This window comes from Streptomyces sp. DSM 40750, from assembly GCF_024612035.1.
GTDB lineage: Bacteria > Actinomycetota > Actinomycetes > Streptomycetales > Streptomycetaceae > Streptomyces.
This window is the reverse complement of record NZ_CP102513.1, coordinates 9,697,343-9,713,224: the sequence shown is the minus strand read 5'-3', so window position 1 is coordinate 9,713,224 and position 15,882 is coordinate 9,697,343. Positions and strand designations below refer to the sequence as shown.

Annotated in this window: 17 protein-coding genes; 6 read left to right on the top strand and 11 right to left on the bottom strand. The window is 71.1% G+C overall.

The genetic code is table 11. From position 1 onward, the window contains the following. The first annotated feature begins 88 nt into the window (after window positions 1–88). Entirely contained in the window at window positions 89–640 is a 552-nt protein-coding gene (locus JIX55_RS42530) for a DUF309 domain-containing protein (protein ID WP_257568539.1), read from the top strand. Window positions 641–766: 126 nt separating this feature from the next. Here JIX55_RS42530 and JIX55_RS42525 read toward each other — a convergent pair whose 3' ends face one another. Beyond that, the gene (locus JIX55_RS42525) at window positions 767–1,540 is read right to left on the bottom strand and encodes a sulfite exporter TauE/SafE family protein (protein WP_257568538.1); all 774 of its coding nucleotides are present in this window, start codon (window positions 1,538–1,540) and stop codon (window positions 767–769) included. Window positions 1,541–1,703: 163 nt separating this feature from the next. Between JIX55_RS42525 and JIX55_RS42520 the strand changes: the two genes are divergently transcribed. From JIX55_RS42520 to JIX55_RS42510, 3 genes are all read left to right on the top strand, one after another. Further along, window positions 1,704–2,513 carry an alpha/beta hydrolase gene (locus tag JIX55_RS42520; protein WP_257568537.1) on the top strand — a complete coding sequence of 270 codons (810 nt, stop codon included), beginning with the start codon at window positions 1,704–1,706 and terminating at the stop codon, window positions 2,511–2,513. Window positions 2,514–2,585: 72 nt separating this feature from the next. Then, on the top strand, window positions 2,586–2,876 hold the full coding sequence (locus JIX55_RS42515; RefSeq protein ID WP_257568536.1) for a WhiB family transcriptional regulator: 291 nt from the start codon (window positions 2,586–2,588) through the stop codon (window positions 2,874–2,876). Further along, window positions 2,876–3,358, top strand: a complete 483-nt coding sequence (locus tag JIX55_RS42510) for a Dps family protein (RefSeq protein WP_257568535.1) — start codon at window positions 2,876–2,878, stop codon at window positions 3,356–3,358. The genes JIX55_RS42515 and JIX55_RS42510 overlap by 1 nt, the downstream gene beginning before the upstream one ends. 214 nt (window positions 3,359–3,572) lie before the next feature. Here the strand turns inward: JIX55_RS42510 and JIX55_RS42505 are convergent, their stop codons facing one another. The 10 genes from JIX55_RS42505 to JIX55_RS42465 form a co-directional block, all read right to left on the bottom strand. Then, on the bottom strand, window positions 3,573–4,955 hold the full coding sequence (locus tag JIX55_RS42505) for an NtaA/DmoA family FMN-dependent monooxygenase (RefSeq protein ID WP_257568534.1): 1,383 nt from the start codon (window positions 4,953–4,955) through the stop codon (window positions 3,573–3,575). 21 nt (window positions 4,956–4,976) lie between these two features. Continuing rightward, the gene (locus JIX55_RS42500) at window positions 4,977–6,254 is read right to left on the bottom strand and encodes an LLM class flavin-dependent oxidoreductase (RefSeq protein WP_257568533.1); all 1,278 of its coding nucleotides are present in this window, start codon (window positions 6,252–6,254) and stop codon (window positions 4,977–4,979) included. An 84-nt stretch (window positions 6,255–6,338) separates the two neighbouring features. Beyond that, window positions 6,339–6,416, bottom strand: a complete 78-nt coding sequence (locus JIX55_RS51205; protein ID WP_331609990.1) for a putative leader peptide — start codon at window positions 6,414–6,416, stop codon at window positions 6,339–6,341. Between the two features lie 65 nt (window positions 6,417–6,481). Next, the gene (locus JIX55_RS42495; protein ID WP_443046661.1) at window positions 6,482–7,261 is read right to left on the bottom strand and encodes a GNAT family N-acetyltransferase; all 780 of its coding nucleotides are present in this window, start codon (window positions 7,259–7,261) and stop codon (window positions 6,482–6,484) included. Between the two features lie 58 nt (window positions 7,262–7,319). Beyond that, entirely contained in the window at window positions 7,320–8,342 is a 1,023-nt protein-coding gene (locus tag JIX55_RS42490) for an ABC transporter substrate-binding protein (protein WP_257569675.1), read from the bottom strand. Window positions 8,343–8,438: 96 nt separating this feature from the next. Beyond that, complete coding sequence (locus JIX55_RS42485) at window positions 8,439–9,233, bottom strand: amino acid ABC transporter ATP-binding protein (RefSeq protein ID WP_257568532.1); 795 nt, start codon at window positions 9,231–9,233, stop codon at window positions 8,439–8,441. Continuing rightward, window positions 9,230–10,213, bottom strand: coding sequence for an amino acid ABC transporter permease (locus JIX55_RS42480; RefSeq protein ID WP_257568531.1), 984 nt, complete (start codon window positions 10,211–10,213; stop codon window positions 9,230–9,232). The genes JIX55_RS42485 and JIX55_RS42480 overlap by 4 nt, the downstream gene beginning before the upstream one ends. A 420-nt stretch (window positions 10,214–10,633) precedes the next feature. Further along, complete coding sequence (locus JIX55_RS42475) at window positions 10,634–11,548, bottom strand: glutathione S-transferase C-terminal domain-containing protein (RefSeq protein WP_257568530.1); 915 nt, start codon at window positions 11,546–11,548, stop codon at window positions 10,634–10,636. A gap of 365 nt (window positions 11,549–11,913) precedes the next feature. Beyond that, window positions 11,914–12,411 (bottom strand): potassium channel family protein, encoded by a 498-nt coding sequence (locus JIX55_RS42470; protein ID WP_257568529.1) that lies wholly within the window; start codon window positions 12,409–12,411, stop codon window positions 11,914–11,916. Between the two features lie 3 nt (window positions 12,412–12,414). Then, window positions 12,415–14,262: a glycoside hydrolase family 15 protein gene (locus JIX55_RS42465; RefSeq protein ID WP_257568528.1), complete on the bottom strand. Its 1,848-nt coding sequence runs from the start codon at window positions 14,260–14,262 to the stop codon at window positions 12,415–12,417. Between the two features lie 332 nt (window positions 14,263–14,594). Here JIX55_RS42465 and JIX55_RS42460 point away from each other — a divergent pair, with 332 nt between their 5' ends. Next, window positions 14,595–14,870, top strand: a complete 276-nt coding sequence (locus tag JIX55_RS42460; protein WP_257568527.1) for a hypothetical protein — start codon at window positions 14,595–14,597, stop codon at window positions 14,868–14,870. 54 nt (window positions 14,871–14,924) lie between these two features. Continuing rightward, window positions 14,925–15,857, top strand: coding sequence for an SDR family oxidoreductase (locus tag JIX55_RS42455; RefSeq protein WP_257568526.1), 933 nt, complete (start codon window positions 14,925–14,927; stop codon window positions 15,855–15,857). Window positions 15,858–15,882: the final 25 nt, after the last annotated feature.

Sequence of the window (15,882 nt, the reverse complement as noted above, 5' to 3'; positions counted from 1 at the left end):
GCGGTGAACCGCGTGATCGCGCACTGAGAACTTTACCGTACGTCGGCCACTGCCCCGCGGCCGGTGAGGGGCGAGGGACAATCGGGGCATGAGCGGGACATCGGATGGTGGGACGGCACAGGGGCGGGACCGGGACGTGGAGGGGCGGGCGCGGAGTGCGCGGCCACGGGACGGGTTGGGGCGGCCGCTGCCCTACGGGGCGCGGGGTGTGGAGCGGCAGCCCGAGGGGGTCGTGCGGGACCCCGAGGAGACGGTCGTCGAGGCGCAGGCGTTGCTGGACGCGGGGAAGCCGTTCCACGCGCACGAGGTCTTCGAGGACGCCTGGAAGTCCGGGCCCGAGGAGGAGCGTGCCCTGTGGCGTGGTCTGGCCCAGCTCGCGGTGGGACTCACGCACTCGGCACGCGGGAACGTCAAGGGCGGGGCGCGGTTGCTGCGGCGCGGCGCCGGGGCCGTCGAGGACTGGGGGGCCGGCAGTGGGCGTCGGCGTCCCCACGGTGTCGATCTGGCCGGAGTGGGTGCCTGGGCGCGGGAGTTGGCCGACGTCGTGGAGCGGGAGGGGCGTGCGGTGGACGCGGGGGCGTGGGCGCCGCGGCTGCGTGGGGCCGACGGGTCCTCGACAGCTCGTCCCGGACGCCGGTAGGTGTGCGCAAGGCGGGTCTGGTGCCGGTCTTCGACCGCATGGTCGAGGAGGGGACCTGACCGGGCACGGCACCCTCTTCTCCCCGGGCTGCCCACGCGGACACCGGAGTTGAGCGCCGCCGGGTCGTCAGCGGAGCAGTAGTTGCAGGCCGCCCACGATCGTCGCCGCGATCACCAACTGTTCGAACACCTTCTGGTTGATGCGGCTCACTGCCCATTTGCCGAGGAAGGCGCCCGGCACGACGAACAGGGCGAGTGCGGCGTCCAGCAGCAGGGAGTGGGCGTCGATGAGGCCGAGGCCCACGCTGAAGGGGACCTTGGAGACGTTGACGATGAGGAAGAAGAAGGCCGACGTGCCGAGGAAGCCGAGCTTCCGGAAGCCCGCCGAGAGCAGGTACATGGACATCACGGGGCCGCCGGCGTTGGCGACCATGGTGGTGAAGCCGCCGAGGACGCCGTACGAGCGGGCCTTGACGCGGCCGGCGCGGGTCGTGATCGCGTCGGGTTCGTCGTCCTTGTCGACCGTGCGGCGGCGCCAGATGGTGACGGCCGTCATCAGCAGCAGGATCGCGCCGATGGACGTTCGTACGATCTGGTCGTCGGCCCGGATCAGGAACAGCGTGCCGAGGACGACGCCGACGCCGACCGCCGGGAAGAGCTTCCACAGGGTGGGCCAGTGGGCGTGTCTGCGATAGGTGAGCACGGCGAGGACGTCCCCGACGATGAGGATCGGCAGGAGGACCCCGGTCGAGGCACGGGCGGGCAGGACCGCCGCGAAGATCGCGAGGCTGACCGTGTTGGCACCGCTCACGGCGGTCTTCGAGAAGCCGACGAGCAGGGCGGCGAAGGCAAGGGCCGCGAACTCGGCCATGGACAGGTGCCAGAGAGTCATCGTGTTCATGCGGGGACCGATGCTATGCGCACCTATCAGCCGACGACAGGACCGTCTCGCCAGCTGACCGGCCGCCGGCCGGTTCGGGTTTCGCCCCGGACGTCCCATGGACCATCGTCCGGTGGGCTGGCAAGATCCCCCGGGTACCTTCACCGACGTAGTTGGAGGAGACATGGCCGACTCGCGCGAGCACAGCTTCGCCGGTACGCGGGGCGGTGTCACCGCACGGGAATGGCCGTGTGAGGGGGCGCGGTACGTCGTGCTCCTGGTGCACGGCTACGGGGAACACATCGGCCGGTACGAACACGTGGCCGATGCCCTGGTGAATCACGGCGCGGCGGTGTTCGGTCCCGATCACATGGGACATGGCAGGTCGGCGGGCGAACGGGTGCTGATCGAGGACTTCGAGGACGTGGTCACCGATGTGCACACGGTGGAGGAGCTGGCCCGGACGGTGTACCCGCGTCTGCCGGTGGTGCTGATCGGCCACTCCATGGGCGGTCTGATCGCCGCCCGGTACGCCCAGCGGTACGGCACCGGGCTCGCCGCGCTCGTGCTGTCCGGGCCGGTGATCGGTATCTGGGAGCCGGTGAGGAAGCTGCTCGCACCGCCGGAGGTGCCCGACGTCCCGCTCGACCCGAAGCTGCTCTCGCGGGACATGGCGGTCGGGGCCACGTACGCGAACGATCCGCTGGTGTGGCACGGCCCGTTCAAGCGGCCGACGCTGGAGGCCTTCGACCGCACCCTGGAGACGATCTCGAAGAGCGGGGCCATCGGTTCGCTCCCGTTGCTGTGGCTGCACGGCGACGACGACCGGATCGTGCCGCTGCCGGGAAGCCGTACGGGGATCGAGGAGTTCCGCGGTACCGAGTGGACCGAGCGCATTTATCCGGGCGCCCGGCACGAGGTGTTCAACGAGACGAACAAGGGTGAAGTGCTGGCGGACGTCGGGGAGTTCGTGGACGGCGTACTCGCGCGCTGAGACCCAAGGCTCCGGCGGGCGGGCTGCCGGATGCCGCGTTTTCCCCCATCCGTCCTGGGCACCCGGCCCCGCATGGAGTGGTTGCGGAGAGCGGCCTGCGTGGGAGAGGACCCCGAACTGTTCTTCCCCGTGGGCACCACAGGACCGGCGGTCGACGACGTCGCCGCCGCCAAGCGCGTCTGTGCCCGCTGCCCGGTGCGCCGCGAGTGCCTGAACTGGGCGCTCGGCAACGGGCAGACGGCCGGCGTGTGGGGCGGCATGGGCGAGGAGGAGCGCACCGAACTGCTCCGCAGGGCGGGCAGCGCCGACGCCGCCCGGCACGAAGCGTTCGCCCGGCACGAAGCGATGAGGAGTAACGCCTGATGACGATGGTGAGGAGCACACTGCCCGAGCCCGCCCGCCGGATCGCGGGCGACGCACTGCAGGAGAGCCTGGTGGATCTGCTGGGGCTCTCGCTGATCGGGAAGCAGGCCCACTGGAACATCGTGGGACCGAGGTTCCGTTCGATCCACTTCCAGCTCGACGAGGTGGTGTCCACGACACGGTCGTACGCCGATCAGGTCGCCGAACGCGCGGCGGCTCTCGGGGTGGCCCCGGACGGCCGGCCCGAGACCGTGGCGGCGCGGTTCGACCTCCAGGGGCCGAAGGACGGCTGGCTGCGGGACACCGAGGTCGTACGGCTGCTGGTGGAGGCGCTGGAGACGGCGATCGGGCGGCTGCGCGAGCGTATCGACGCCACCGAGGACGCCGACAAGGTTTCGCAGGACCTGCTCATCTCCCTCACCTACGAGCTGGAGAAGCAGCGCTGGATGTTCGAGGCGGAGAACTGGCCGCGCGAGGACTGACGGCACGGAGGACATGAGGACATACGGCGTCGGCGCGGCAGTCGGCCCCTCGGGGTTCAGGTTCACCGCGTTGAGCGAGCGGTTGCGGCCGTAGCTCACAGAGGCCGAAGCCGGTGTGCGCGGCGCCGTCCTCCTCGACCAGGTGGCGGGCCCGGCCGACATCCGCGCACGAGGGTGCCGACCCAGCCGCCCCGGTACGGGTTCTCCTCGACGATCAGCGGCCTGCCCGCAACTGGGCCAGGGCAACGGGCGGAGCGGGTGTGTCCAGGCCCAAGTGGTCTCGGAGGGTCGTGCCCTCGTAGTCCGTGCGGAAGACGCCTTGTTCCTGCAGCAGGGGTACGACCTTGTCGGCGAAGGTGTCGAGGCCGGTGGGGGTGATGTGGGGGACGAGGATGAAGCCGTCGGCGGCGTCGGACTGGACGTAGTCGTTCAGGGTGTTCGCGACCGTCTCGGCGGAGCCGATGAAGTTCTGGCGGTTGCCGGTCTCGATGACCAGGTCGCGGATGGACCAGTTGTTGGCGGCGGCGAGTTCCCGCCATTCGCGGGCCGTGGCGAGCGGGTCGCGGTACATGCGGACCTGGGCGCGGCCACGGGCGATGTGGTGCTCGCCGAGGTCGGGGTCGATGTCGGGGAGGGGACCGTCCGGGTCGTAGGAGGACAGGTCCCGGTTCCAGACGAACTCCAGGTGCTTGAGGGCGGTGGCGCCGCTCACCTGTCGGCGGCGTACCTCCTTGGCGAGTTCCTCGGCCTCGGCGTCGGTGTCCCCGAGGACGAAGGTCGCGGCGGGCAGGATGAGCAGCTGGTCGGGGCGGCGGCCGTACTTGGCGAGGCGGTTCTTGACGTCGGTGTAGAAGGCCCGGCCCGCGTCGAGAGTGGCGTGTCGGCTGAAGATGGCGTCGGCGCCGGCGGCGGCGAACTCGCGGCCCTCGTCGCTGTCGCCCGCCTGGAAGATGACCGGGCGGCCCTGCGGTGAGCGCGGAACGTTGAACCGGCCCTCGATGTCGAAGTGCCGGCCCGTGTGGACGAAGGCTCCGGCCTTGGCGTCCCGCAGGAAGACGCCCGTCTGCTGGTCGGCGACGATCTCGTCCCCGTGCCAGGAGTCGAGGAGTTCGTTCGTCGTGGCCAGGAACTCCTTGGCCCGGGAGTAGCGCTCCTCCTGCGGCAGGAAGCCGCCTCGGCGGAAGTTCTCGCCGGTGAAGGCGTCCCAGGAGGTGACGACGTTCCACGCGGCGCGCCCGCCGGAGAGGTGGTCGAGGCTGGCGAACTGGCGGGCCACCTCGTACGGCTCGTTGAAGGTGGAGTTGATGGTGCCGGTCAGACCGAGGTGTTCGGTGACGGCGGCGAGCGCGGTGAGGACGGTGAAGGTGTCCGGACGGCCGACAACGTCCAAGTCATAGATCTTTCCGCCCTGTTCGCGCAGGCGCAGGCCCTCGGCGAGGAAGAGGAAGTCGAACTTGGCGCGTTCGGCGGTCCGCGCGAAGTGCGCGAACGAGCTGAACTCGATGTGGCTGCCGGACGCGGGGTCGCTCCACACGGTGGTGTTGTTGACGCCGGGGAAGTGCGCGGCCAGGTGGATCTGCTTCAGGGGCTTGGTCATGGTGGTCGGTCTCCGTCCGGCTCAGGCGGTCGCGATGGGGGTCACCCCGGGCTCGGGCGGAGCCGAGAGTTCGGGGGAGTAGCGGTTGACGGGACGGGGCAGACCCAGCAGGCCGCGCAGGGTGTCGGCCTCGTACTCCTGCCGGAACACGCCCCGGCGCTGGAGTTCTGGGACCAGGCCCCTGGTGATGGCCGGGAGGTCGTGCCCGGCGACGGCGGGGCGCAGTCGGAAGCCGGTCAGACCGGCGCTCGCCAACTCCTGGAGAGCTTCCGCCAGTTGGACGGGTGTGCCGGTGAAGATCCGGGCGTCGCTGGTGTACGGCTCGCCCGCGAGGGCGTCGAGGCGTTCCCGTCGGGCCGCTGCCTCGGCCGGGTCGTCGTCGAGGAAGACCACCAGGTCGCCGAAGACATGCAGGGGCTCGTCGGCGCGGCCTGCGGCCCGCTGTTCCGCGCGGATCTCCGCGACGACGGCCCGCGCCTGGTCGGTGTCGTGGGGCGTGACGTAGCCGATGTCGGCCTGGCGGGCCACCAGACGGTACGGCACGGTGTCATGGGCGAGGGCGCTCACGACGGGCTGGCCCTGCGGCGGGCGGGGTGTGATGGAGGGGCCCTTGACGCTGAAGTGGCGGCCCTCGAAGTCGATGTAGTGGAGCTTGTCGCGGTCGATGAAACGGCCGGTGGCCACGTCCCGGATCTCCGCGTCGTCCTCCCAGCTGTCCCAGAGGCGGCGCACGACCTCGACGTAGTCGGCGGCCTCGTCGAACAGTTCGGTCACCAACTCCCGGGTGTCCGGGCTGCCGTAGGCCTCGATGCGCGGGATCGTGCGGCGGCCGAAGTGGGCGGCCTCGTTCGGCCGGGCGGTGATCTGCACCCGGAGTCCGGCCCGGCCGGTGCTCACATGGTCGAGGGTGGCGATCGCCTTGGAGATGTGGAACGGCTCCGTGTGGGTGGCCACCACGGTCGGCACGATGCCGATGTGCCGGGTGAGTGGGGCGATCCGGGCCGCGACGAGGACGGCGTCCAGACGGCCGCGGACCTGGTCGCCGCGCTCGTCCGGGTCCAGGAAGTGCGAGGACTGCGGGCCCAGGCCGTCCTCGATGGTCACGAAGTCGAGCAGTCCGCGCTCGGCCTCGGCGACGAGGTCGGCCCAGTATCCGGCGGTGAACAACTCCCGGGGGCGGGCGACCGGTTCGCGCCAGGAGGCGGGATGCCATCCGGTGCCGTCGAGGGCGACGGCGAGGTGCAGGGCGGACGAGGTGGTCGGGGAAGAGGGCGATGCGGAGGAAGCGGAGGGGGACACGGGTGCGTTGCCTTCCTGGAAGTTCGTACGACATCCGTCGCCGGCCCGCACACGAAACGGGGGCACGGCGGCTGAACAACGGGGTCAGGAGCGACAGAGCGCGCCGGCCACGCGCTGGAGATCGATGTGGGGCCGGGAGTGGAGGCGGACGGCGTGCGGCACACGGGGCACGGCCGTCACCTCCTTCGTCCGGGCGGGCGGGGGCGCCTCGCGGATCTCGTCGTGAGTCACAACACCGTGGCCTCACCGGGTGTTCCTGGGCTGCGGACCGCCAGGATGGTCGAGCGGCGACGCAGGGTGAAGCCGATCGACTCGTAGAGCCGGATGGCGCGCGTGTTGTCCGCGGCGGCATGCAGGAAGGGCCTGTCGCCGCGTTCCCGGATGCTCGCGGCGACGGCCCGGATCAGCCGGGTGGCGAGGCCCCGGCCTCGGTACTCCGGGGCTGTGCAGACCGCGCTGATCTCGGTCCAGCCGGGTGGATGGATCCGCTCGCCGGCCATGGCGACCAGCACTCCCCCGTCCCGGATGCCGAGATAGGTGCCCATCTCGATGGTCCGCTTCAGGAAGGGGCCCGGCTGGGTGCGGGCGACCAGGTCCAGGATCTCGGGGACATCGTCGAGCCCGAGCCGTACGGCTTCGGGGGCGGGCTCGGCCCGCAGCCCGGTGTCCACCAGTTGGACGCCCTGTCCGCCTCCGACCACCTCCCAGCCGGCGGGGATCTCGTCGACCGGCTTGACCCGTACGACGGCCCCCGGGCCGACGAGCGTGTGCAGGTCGGCCCAGGCGGCCGGGTCCCCGGGCTCGGCGAGGGCGGCGAAGGCGTAGACGTCGGCCGGGTAGCGAGCGGCTTTGCCGAACCGTTCGGCGAAGTGGGCGTGTGGGCCGTCCAGAGCCGTCCAGACGGCGTTGTCGAGGACCGGTATGTCGAGGACCGGTATGTCGTCCAGTGCGGGTATGTGGAGCGCGGGCTGGGCTCCGCCTCCGTGGAGGTCGGTCTGCTGGGCCACTGAGGCGGAATCCTCTCCTGATGCAACGGGTAGGTGTCGCTGTGGATGTGACGGAAAATCAGGAATTGGTCAGCGGCAGGCCGGGCGGGTTGACCTCGGACTTCTCGACGGCCTCGTTGGAGAGGTTCCAGGCCTTCAGCCACTCGGCGTACTGGCCGTTCTCGATGAGGTGGTTGATGGCTTCGGCGAGGGGCTCGGCGAGGCCGCTGTCCTTCTTGGCGGTCGCGGCGATCAGGCCCTGGAGGGTCTCGCCGGCGCCGGAGAACTGGCCCGCGATACGGGTCGCCTGGGGCGTGCCGGCGGTCTTCGCCGCGTGGTAGGAGAGGTTGGGGCTGGGGCCGAAGTAGGCGTCGATCTTTCCGCTGCTCAGCGCCAGGTAGATGCTGTTGCTCTCCTGGAAGTACTTGACGGTGAGGGGCTTCTTGCCCTCCTTAGCCAGCTTCGCCTTCCACTCCAGGAGGATCTTCTCCTGGTTGGTGCCGTTGCCGACGGAGACCGTCCTGCCGGCGAGGTCCTCGTAGTCGCCGTCGAAGGTCCAGTCGCTGTCCTTCTTCGTCTCGAAGGTGAGGTCGTCCCTGCGGTAGGAGGCGAACTCGTACTTCTTCTTGCGCTCCTCGGTGTCGGTGACATTGGAGAAGGCCACGTCGACCTTCCCGCTGTCGAGGCCGATGAACAGGTTCTCCCAGGTCGACTGGCGCAGCTCGGGTTCGAGGCCGAGGACGGCGGCCACGAGTCTGCCGAGGTCGGGCTCGGAGCCCGTGAGCGTCTTCTGGTCGTCGCCGATGAAGCCGAGCGGCGGGCTGCCCGACGGCAGGGTGCCGGATCCGATCACCAGCCTGCCGCTCTTCTTGACGGCGTCGGGCAGTTTGGCGCTGATGGACTTCACCTCGGAGACCTTGATGCCGGTCTCCTCGGCGGCGCCGTTGGACAGCCGGCCCACGGTGACCGTGCCGGCGGTCTCGGTCTTGGCGGCGGCCTCGGTGTCACCCCCGCAGGCGGTGAGCCCGATGGCGAGAGTGGCGGCGGCGGTCGCCGCGGTGACGCCGCGCAGCAGGCCGCGCCGGGAGAACTGGGTGGGCATGGGCATGGTTGTCCTTGTCGTTCGAGAGGGTGGCGGGATGGCGTGGGGATAGCTGTGGAGCCCGGCGTCGGCCGGGTCGGAGGAACTGGCCCCGGGTCAGAGGACCTTGCTGAGGAAGTCCCTGGTCCGCTCGTGCCGGGGCCTGTCCAGGACCTCGGCGGGCGGGCCCTGTTCGACGATCTTTCCGCCGTCGATGAAGACGACCCGGTCGGCGATCTCGCGGGCGAACCCGATCTCGTGGGTGACGATCAGGAGCGTGGTGCCGCTCCTCGCCAAGTCCTTGATGACGGCCAGGACTTCGCCGACGAGTTCGGGGTCGAGGGCGGAGGTCGGCTCGTCGAAGAGGATGACGCCGGGCCGCAGGGCGAGGGCGCGGGCGATGGCCACGCGTTGCTGCTGGCCGCCCGACAACTGCCGTGGGTAGGCGGCCGCCTTGTCGGCGAGGCCTACCCGGTCCAGGAGTTCGCGCGCGAGTTCCTGAGCGCGCGGCTTGTCGAGCCGCCCGGTAGCGACCGGGGCGGCGGCCACGTTGTCCAGCACGGTCAGGTGCGGGAAGAGGTTGAAGTTCTGGAAGACGAAGCCGATACGGCTGCGCTGGGCGAGGATGCTGCGCTCGTTCAGCTCCTTCAGCCGGTCGCCGTGCCTGCGTACGCCGATCAGCTCGCCGTTGACGCTGACATGGCCGATCTCCGGCTTCTCCAGGTGGTTGACGACCCTGAGCAGCGTGGACTTGCCGGAGCCGGACGGGCCGAGGATCACGGTGACCTCGCCGGGCCGCACGGTCAGGTCGACGCCGTCCAGGACCCGGTGGGTGCCGTACCACTTGTGCACGTCGTGCACCTCGACGGCGGCGGGCGCGGTCCGCAGGAGCTCCGCGGTCTCGGCGGTCATGCGGCGGTCTCCCTGCGGATGCGGGCACGCAGGCCGGTGAGACCGGCCCGCAGTTTCTGTGACGGTGTCGGCGGGAGGGTGCGGGTGGCGCCCCGGGCGTAGTACCGCTCCACGTAGAACTGGATGACGGAGACGACGCTCGTCAGGATCAGGTACCAGACGGTGGCGACCAGCAGCAGCGGCACGATGTCGCCGGGGTACGTGGAACTCATGGTCTGGGCGGTGCCGAACAGGTCGAGCAGCGACACGTAGAAGACGAGTGAGGTGCTCTTGACCAGGCCGATGAGCTGGTTGACGTAGTTGGGGGTGATGGAGCGCAGGGCCTGCGGGAAGACGATCCTGCGGAACTGGTAGCCCTTCGGCAGGCCGAGCGCGGAGGCCGCCTCGTGCTGGCCCTGGTCGACGGAGAGGATGCCGCCGCGGACGACCTCGGCCGCGTAGGCCGCCTCGTTGAGGCTGAGACCGATGACGGCCACCGCCATGTCGGTGGCGAGCCGGGACTCGTCGAAGGTGAAGAAGGCGGGGCCGAAGGGAACGCCCACGCTGAGCGTCTGGTACAGGGCCGAGAAGTTGTAGAGGAACAGAAGGACGACGATCAGCGGGATCGAGCGCAGTGCCCAGATGTAGACCCAGCTGACCGACCGCAGCACCGGGCTCTTCGAGAGGCGGGCGAGGGCGAGCAGGATGCCGCCGAGCAGGCCCAAGACGGCGCTGTATGCGGTGACTTCGAGGGTGATGAGCAGTCCGTCGAGGATGGCGGGCCGCAGGAACCAGTAGCCGAAGCGGTCCCACTGGTAGAAGGGGTTGGAGATCAGTCCGTGGACGAACTGGGCCGCGAGGACCAGGACGGCCGCGGTGGCGATCCAGCGGCCGGGGCGGCGCAGCGGCAGGACGCGCTGGGCGGTGAGTTGCTTCGCCGGGGTGTCGGCAGGCGGGGGCGCCTCGGCCAAGGACACGGCGGCGCCTGGGGGTTCACTCATCAATGGCTCCGGAGGAGTGCGGAAACCCCGGGCGACGCAAGGGACTTCGGCCACGCGACGGACGGGGACGCTCGCCGGGCGGAAGGCACGAAGACACAAGGATGCGCACGACACCGGGGCTGGCGGAAAGGGGCAGGCCGCTGGCGCGGCGCCTCAGGGGTTCAGAGAACCGTCAGCCTCGACGGGGTGCACGGCACCGGGCTTGAGCCGGGGCCGTACTAACGTGCGCTACACAGTGCGCTGTTGACCCGGAGCAGATCGACGGCGCGGTCGGCGCAGAGCGGCACGCAACCGTGGCGGCGCCATGCGGCCGGCCTCGGGGTTGCGTACATGTCCGTCACCATCATTTCTCCGGCCCAGTGGGCCTCGTGCTCTTCGGGTGGCCGTAAGTAACGCAGGCCCGGCGCGCGGCTGTCAACGTCAGTCCAGCACATGGGACGTCCGTCCGTCTGCCGATACGGCCTGCTCGGGGGCATGGGCGGCCCAGTCCAGGATCTGCACGGCCGCGCCGGCCGCCTCCAGGCCCTGGCACCCCGCGTGGTGGCGACGGGCGATGCCGTCGAGGTCGAGGTGGGGGCCGAAGGCGGGGTGGGCGGTCAGTCGTCGCGCGTACGCCCACAGGTGCGGGTGGTCGGCGACGCGGTGCACGGCGGAGGCGTCCAGGTGCCAGCGGTGCACGGTGTCGAGCCGTACCAGGGCGACCCACAACTCAATGTCGGCGGCGGTGAGTTCACCGCCGAGGATGTACTCCTGCCCGGCCAGCCGGGCGTCCAGTGAGCGCAGGGTGCGCAGCAGGGAGCCGAGCGCGTCGCGGCGTTCCGCGTCGTCGGCGTCGGCGCGTCCGGCGCGCTGCGCGGCGCCGTCGATGCCCTGCTCGCAGAGGCGGGCGACACCCTCGATCTCGGCCTCGGTGCCCTCCGGGTACAGGTCGGGGCGGCCGCCGCCGAAGCGCCGGGCGAGGTCGCGCATGATGTCGGGGGCGTGCGTGCTGACGATGCGTCCGGACCAGTCGTCGCTGAGGACCGGCGCCACGGCCGCTCCGGGGTAGCGGTGTGCGCTCGCCTCGTACAGCGGGCGCAGCGCGGAGTACTCGCCGCCGGGTCCGTCGGGCACGGCGGGCAGGAGGGTCACGGGACAGACGTCCGCCAGCCCGAGGAGGCCGTGCAGGACGGCGATGCGCAGGGCGCCCGGACAGGACAGCGACAGATGGAGCCGGTAGCGGCGCGGCACGGCGTAGTGGCCGCTGCGCGCGTCACAGCCGATCCTGCCCCGGAACGCGGGCAGGGGCCGCGGCGACGGGACGGCGTTCAGGGCGTGGACGGGCATGGCGGACATGTGTCTCCCCGGGGGTTCTGGTGCATGGCAAAGCGGTTACGCGAGTAAACGGAGGTACGAGCCACAGCGGCGCGCCGCACCGACGCGACAGCGGCTCGGCTCGGAGGGCTTGCGTCGCTCAGGGGTTGGTCGCGCTGCAGACGCGCAGCAGATCGATGTGACGGCGGGAGGTCAGAAGAAGGGACTGCCGACGCATGCGAAGCACGCGAGTGACCACCGGCTCCAGGCGCCCCATCATTCCCTACCCGTTCACTAGGAAATACCCCACCTGGAGTGTCGAGCCGCCCACGTCCCGCGTCAAGAGGGTGTCCGAGGAATGATGAGCGGTGTCCGAGGGGTGGACACACCGCGGAGCCGGTGGCCGGTCACCGCGGAGCCGGCGGTCGGTCGGCGTCCCCCCTGCCACCGAGCATCCGTTCCAGCCGGTCGAACCGCTCGTGCAGGGCATGGGCGGTCTCGTCGCCCAACTCATGTGCCTTGTAGGTGAGTTGGTGACGCTTCTGCTCCCGCCCCACGAACCAGGTGGCGAGTGCGGCGGTGACCATGCCGTACGTGGTGATGCCGACGACCATGACGACCGCGCCGACGATGCGGCCCCAGAGCGTCACCGGGTAGAAGTCGCCGTACCCGACGGTCGTGGCCGTCTCGATGGACCACCACAGGGCCTTCGGGTACGACGTCAGGTTGGCGCGCGGCGCGCCGTGTTCGGCGGCGACCACGGCCCAGGAGCCGAGGAGCATCACCACGACGAGTACGGCGGTGGCGCCGCCCGCCGCCTTCAGGTGCAGGGAACGGCCCGAACGGCCCCGGCCTTCCCGGCCGAGCAGCAGCTCGACGGCCCTGGTGAGGAATCCGGGCAGCACCTCTCACCCCTCCTTCGCCACGGGCGGCGTCCCTGGCGGCATCCTCGGGTCGCCGCGGCGGGCGTGGACGGCGTGGCGGTCGAGCTCGTAGGCGACCCTGATGAGCGGGACGTGCGTGAACGCCTGGGGAAAGTTTCCGAGTTGGCGGCGGGCGCGGGGGTCGTACTCCTCGGCGAGCAGCCCGACGTCGTTGCGCAGCGCCAGCAGCCGTTCGTACAGGGCGCGGGCCTCGTCCTCGCGGCCGATCAGCCGCAGGGCGTCCGCGAGCCAGAAGGAGCAGGCGAGGAAGGCGCCCTCGCCGCCGGTGAGGCCGTCCGGGGAGTCGGCGGTGCCGGCCGAGTAGCGGGCCACGAGCCCGTCTCCGCCGAGTTCGCGCTGTACGGCCTCGATGGTGCCGATCACACGTGAATCGTCCGGCGGCAGGAACCCGGTCTGCGGGATCTGCAGCAGCGCGGCGTCCAGTTCACGGGATCCGTACGACTGGGTGAAGGTGCCCCGTGCCGGGTCGAAGGCGTTCTCGCAGACCTCGTGGTGGATACGGTCGCGGACCGCGCGCCACTTCTCCACGGGGCCGGGGCGGGCGTGCTCCTCGGCCAGCCGGACCGCCCGGTCGAAGGCGACCCAGCACATCACCTTGGAGTGCGTGTAGTGGCGCGGGGCGCCGCGCATCTCCCACAGGCCCTGGTCGGGCTCGGACCACACCTGCTCCAGGTGGTCGAGGAGGACCGTCTGCAGTTCGATCAGGTGCCGGCGCGGGCGCAGTCCGCAGCCGACCGCCAGATGGATGGCGTCCATCACCTCGCCGGGTACGTCGAGCTGTCGCTGTCCGGCGGCCGCGTTGCCGATCCGCACCGGGCGCGAACCCTCGTAGCCCGGCAGCCAGTCGGCCTCCCACTCGGTGAGCCGCCGCTCCCCCGCGATGCCGTACATGATCTGCACGTCCTCGGGCCGTCCCGCCACGGCCCGCTCCAGCCAGCCCCGCCAGGCGTCCGCCTCGGCCGTGAAGCCGCTGCGCAGCAACGCCTCCAGGGTCATGCCGGCGTCCCGCAGCCAGCAGAAGCGGTAGTCCCAGTTCCGGACCCCGCCGATCTCCTCCGGGAGGGATGTGGTCGGGGCGGCGACGATGCCACCGGTCGGCTCGTACGTCAGGGCCTTGAGGGTGATCAGGGAGCGGGCGACGGCGTCGCGGTACGGCCCGTCGTACGACAGTCTGCGCAGCCAGCGCCGCCAGTACGCCTCCGTGGTGCGCAGCGCCTCGAACGCGTCCGCCTGTTCGGGGGCGGGCAGGTGGGAGGGGTGCCAGGTGAGCACGAACGGGATGCGTTCACCCGCCGTGACCCGGAAGACGGCGGTGTGCGCGGTGCCGTGGGCGGCCGACCGGACGGGGGTGCGCAGCCACACCGACTCGGGTCCCGCGATGCCCGTCAGGTGCCCGTCGCGCCGTCGCATCCAGGGCAGGACCCGGCCGTAGTCGAAGCGCAGTCGCAGCTCCATGCGCATGTCGACGGTGCCGGAGAGGCCCTCGACGATGCGTACGACGCAGGGGGCGGCGGCCTTTCGGCACGGCATGAAGTCGGTGACCAGGACCTTGCCGCCGGCCGTCTCCCACTCCGTCTCCAGGATCAGCGTGTCGTCCCGGTAGCGGCGGCGGGCGTACGGGCCGGTCTCGTCCGCCGGGGCGATGCGCCAGCGGCCGTTGTCCTCGTCGCCGAGCAGCGCGGCGAAGCAGGCGGGGGAGTCGAAGCGGGGGAGGCAGAGCCAGTCGATGCTGCCGTCCTTGCCCACGAGGGCGGCGGTGAGGAGGTCGCCGATGAGGGCGTAGTCCTCGATGCGGCTGGGCTGTCCCGGCATGGGGTCAGTTTCGGGGGGTTGTGGGGTGGGGGCATGCGGGGTGGGGCGTTCGAGTTGCGGGCCGAGGACATTCGACAGGTGCGGCACGGGACGACTGCCCAGGAGCCATCCCGGTACTCGGCAGACAGGGTGACCGGGTGTTCGAGGAACGGCGGAGCTCGCGGTTCTTCATCTTCCTGACGGTCGCGGGCCACGCAACGGTAAGGACCGCTCTCTCACACGGTCCGAAGCTGCTCAGTGCACGGTCATCCGGGAACGCGACGACGACCTTGTCCCGAGTTCCGACGGCTCAACTGCGGCACCGGTGAACGCCCCACGGAAAGGACCGGCTCTTGAAAGCCTCGGAGATCTCCCCGACCGAGCGGATCCGCATCCTCGCGGACATCCTCTCCGGCAGACTCACGGCCGGGGACGCCGCGCTCCGCAACGGCGTCCCGGTGCGGGTCGTCCAGCAGTGGCTGCGGGACATCCCCGTGGCCGCGCCGACTGACCGGGCGAACCGGGCGAACCGGGCGGCCGACGACACGACACCTTCGCGAGCGGCCCGACGCCCATTGCCCCGGTGCCGGGTGGTCGTCGACGAGATGCTCCAGGGGCTCGGGCTGTGACCGGCCAGGTTGCAGACCTCCTGCTCAGGTGGTGACGACCGCTACGCTCCCGCCATGAGACTGCGGAACGCCCGCCCCATGGACATCGGTTCGTCCCATGTCATCGTCACCGGCGGGTCGAGCGGCATCGGTCTGGCCACGGCCCGGCTGCTGGCGGCACGCGGCGCGAGACTCTCGCTGATCGCGCGGGGCGCGGAACGGCTGGAGGCGGCGGCGAAGGAGGTGTCGGCCGCCCCGGAGGAAGTGCCGACCGCCTCGAAGGGAGTGCCGGCCGCCGCGAGGGGAGTGTCGGCCGCCGCGAGGGGAGTGTCGGCCGCCGCGAGGCGGGGGTCGGTCGCCGCGCGGGCCGCCGACGTGGCCGACCAGGCGGCCCTCACCCGCGCCATCGCCGAACTGGAGGAGGAACAGGCACAGCCCTGCGACATCCTGATCACCTCGGCGGGGCTCGCCCGGCCGGGGCACTTCCTCGAACTGCCCGATGAGGTCTTCCGGCAGATGATCGAGGTCGACTACTTCGGCACTCTCCACGCCATCCGGGCCGTGGCCCCTGGCATGGTGGAGCGCGGGCACGGCAGTGTGGTCGCGGTGTCGTCCGCCGCCGGGCTGCTCGGCATCTTCGGCTACAGCGCGTACGGGCCGGCCAAGTTCGCCGTACGCGGGCTGATGGAGTCGGTGCGGGCGGAGCTGACTCCGCGCGGGGTGCATGTCGGGGTCGTGTTCCCGCCGGACGTGGACACCCCGCAGCTCGCCGAGGAGAACCGGTGGAAGCCGCGGGAGACCCGCGTGGTCGGCGGCACGATCAAGCCCCTCACGGCGGAGAAGGTCGCGGCGGCCCTCGTGAAGGGCATCGACCAGCGGCGTTTCACGATCTGCCCGGACACGGGCACCCGGGCGCTGTCCCGGTTCGGCAGCGTGCTCATGCCGCTGCTCAACCTTGAGTTCGACCGACGGGTCAGGGCGGTCCAACGGTCGGCGACGCCCGGCTGACCGGGCCGAACCGCGCGGGGCCCGG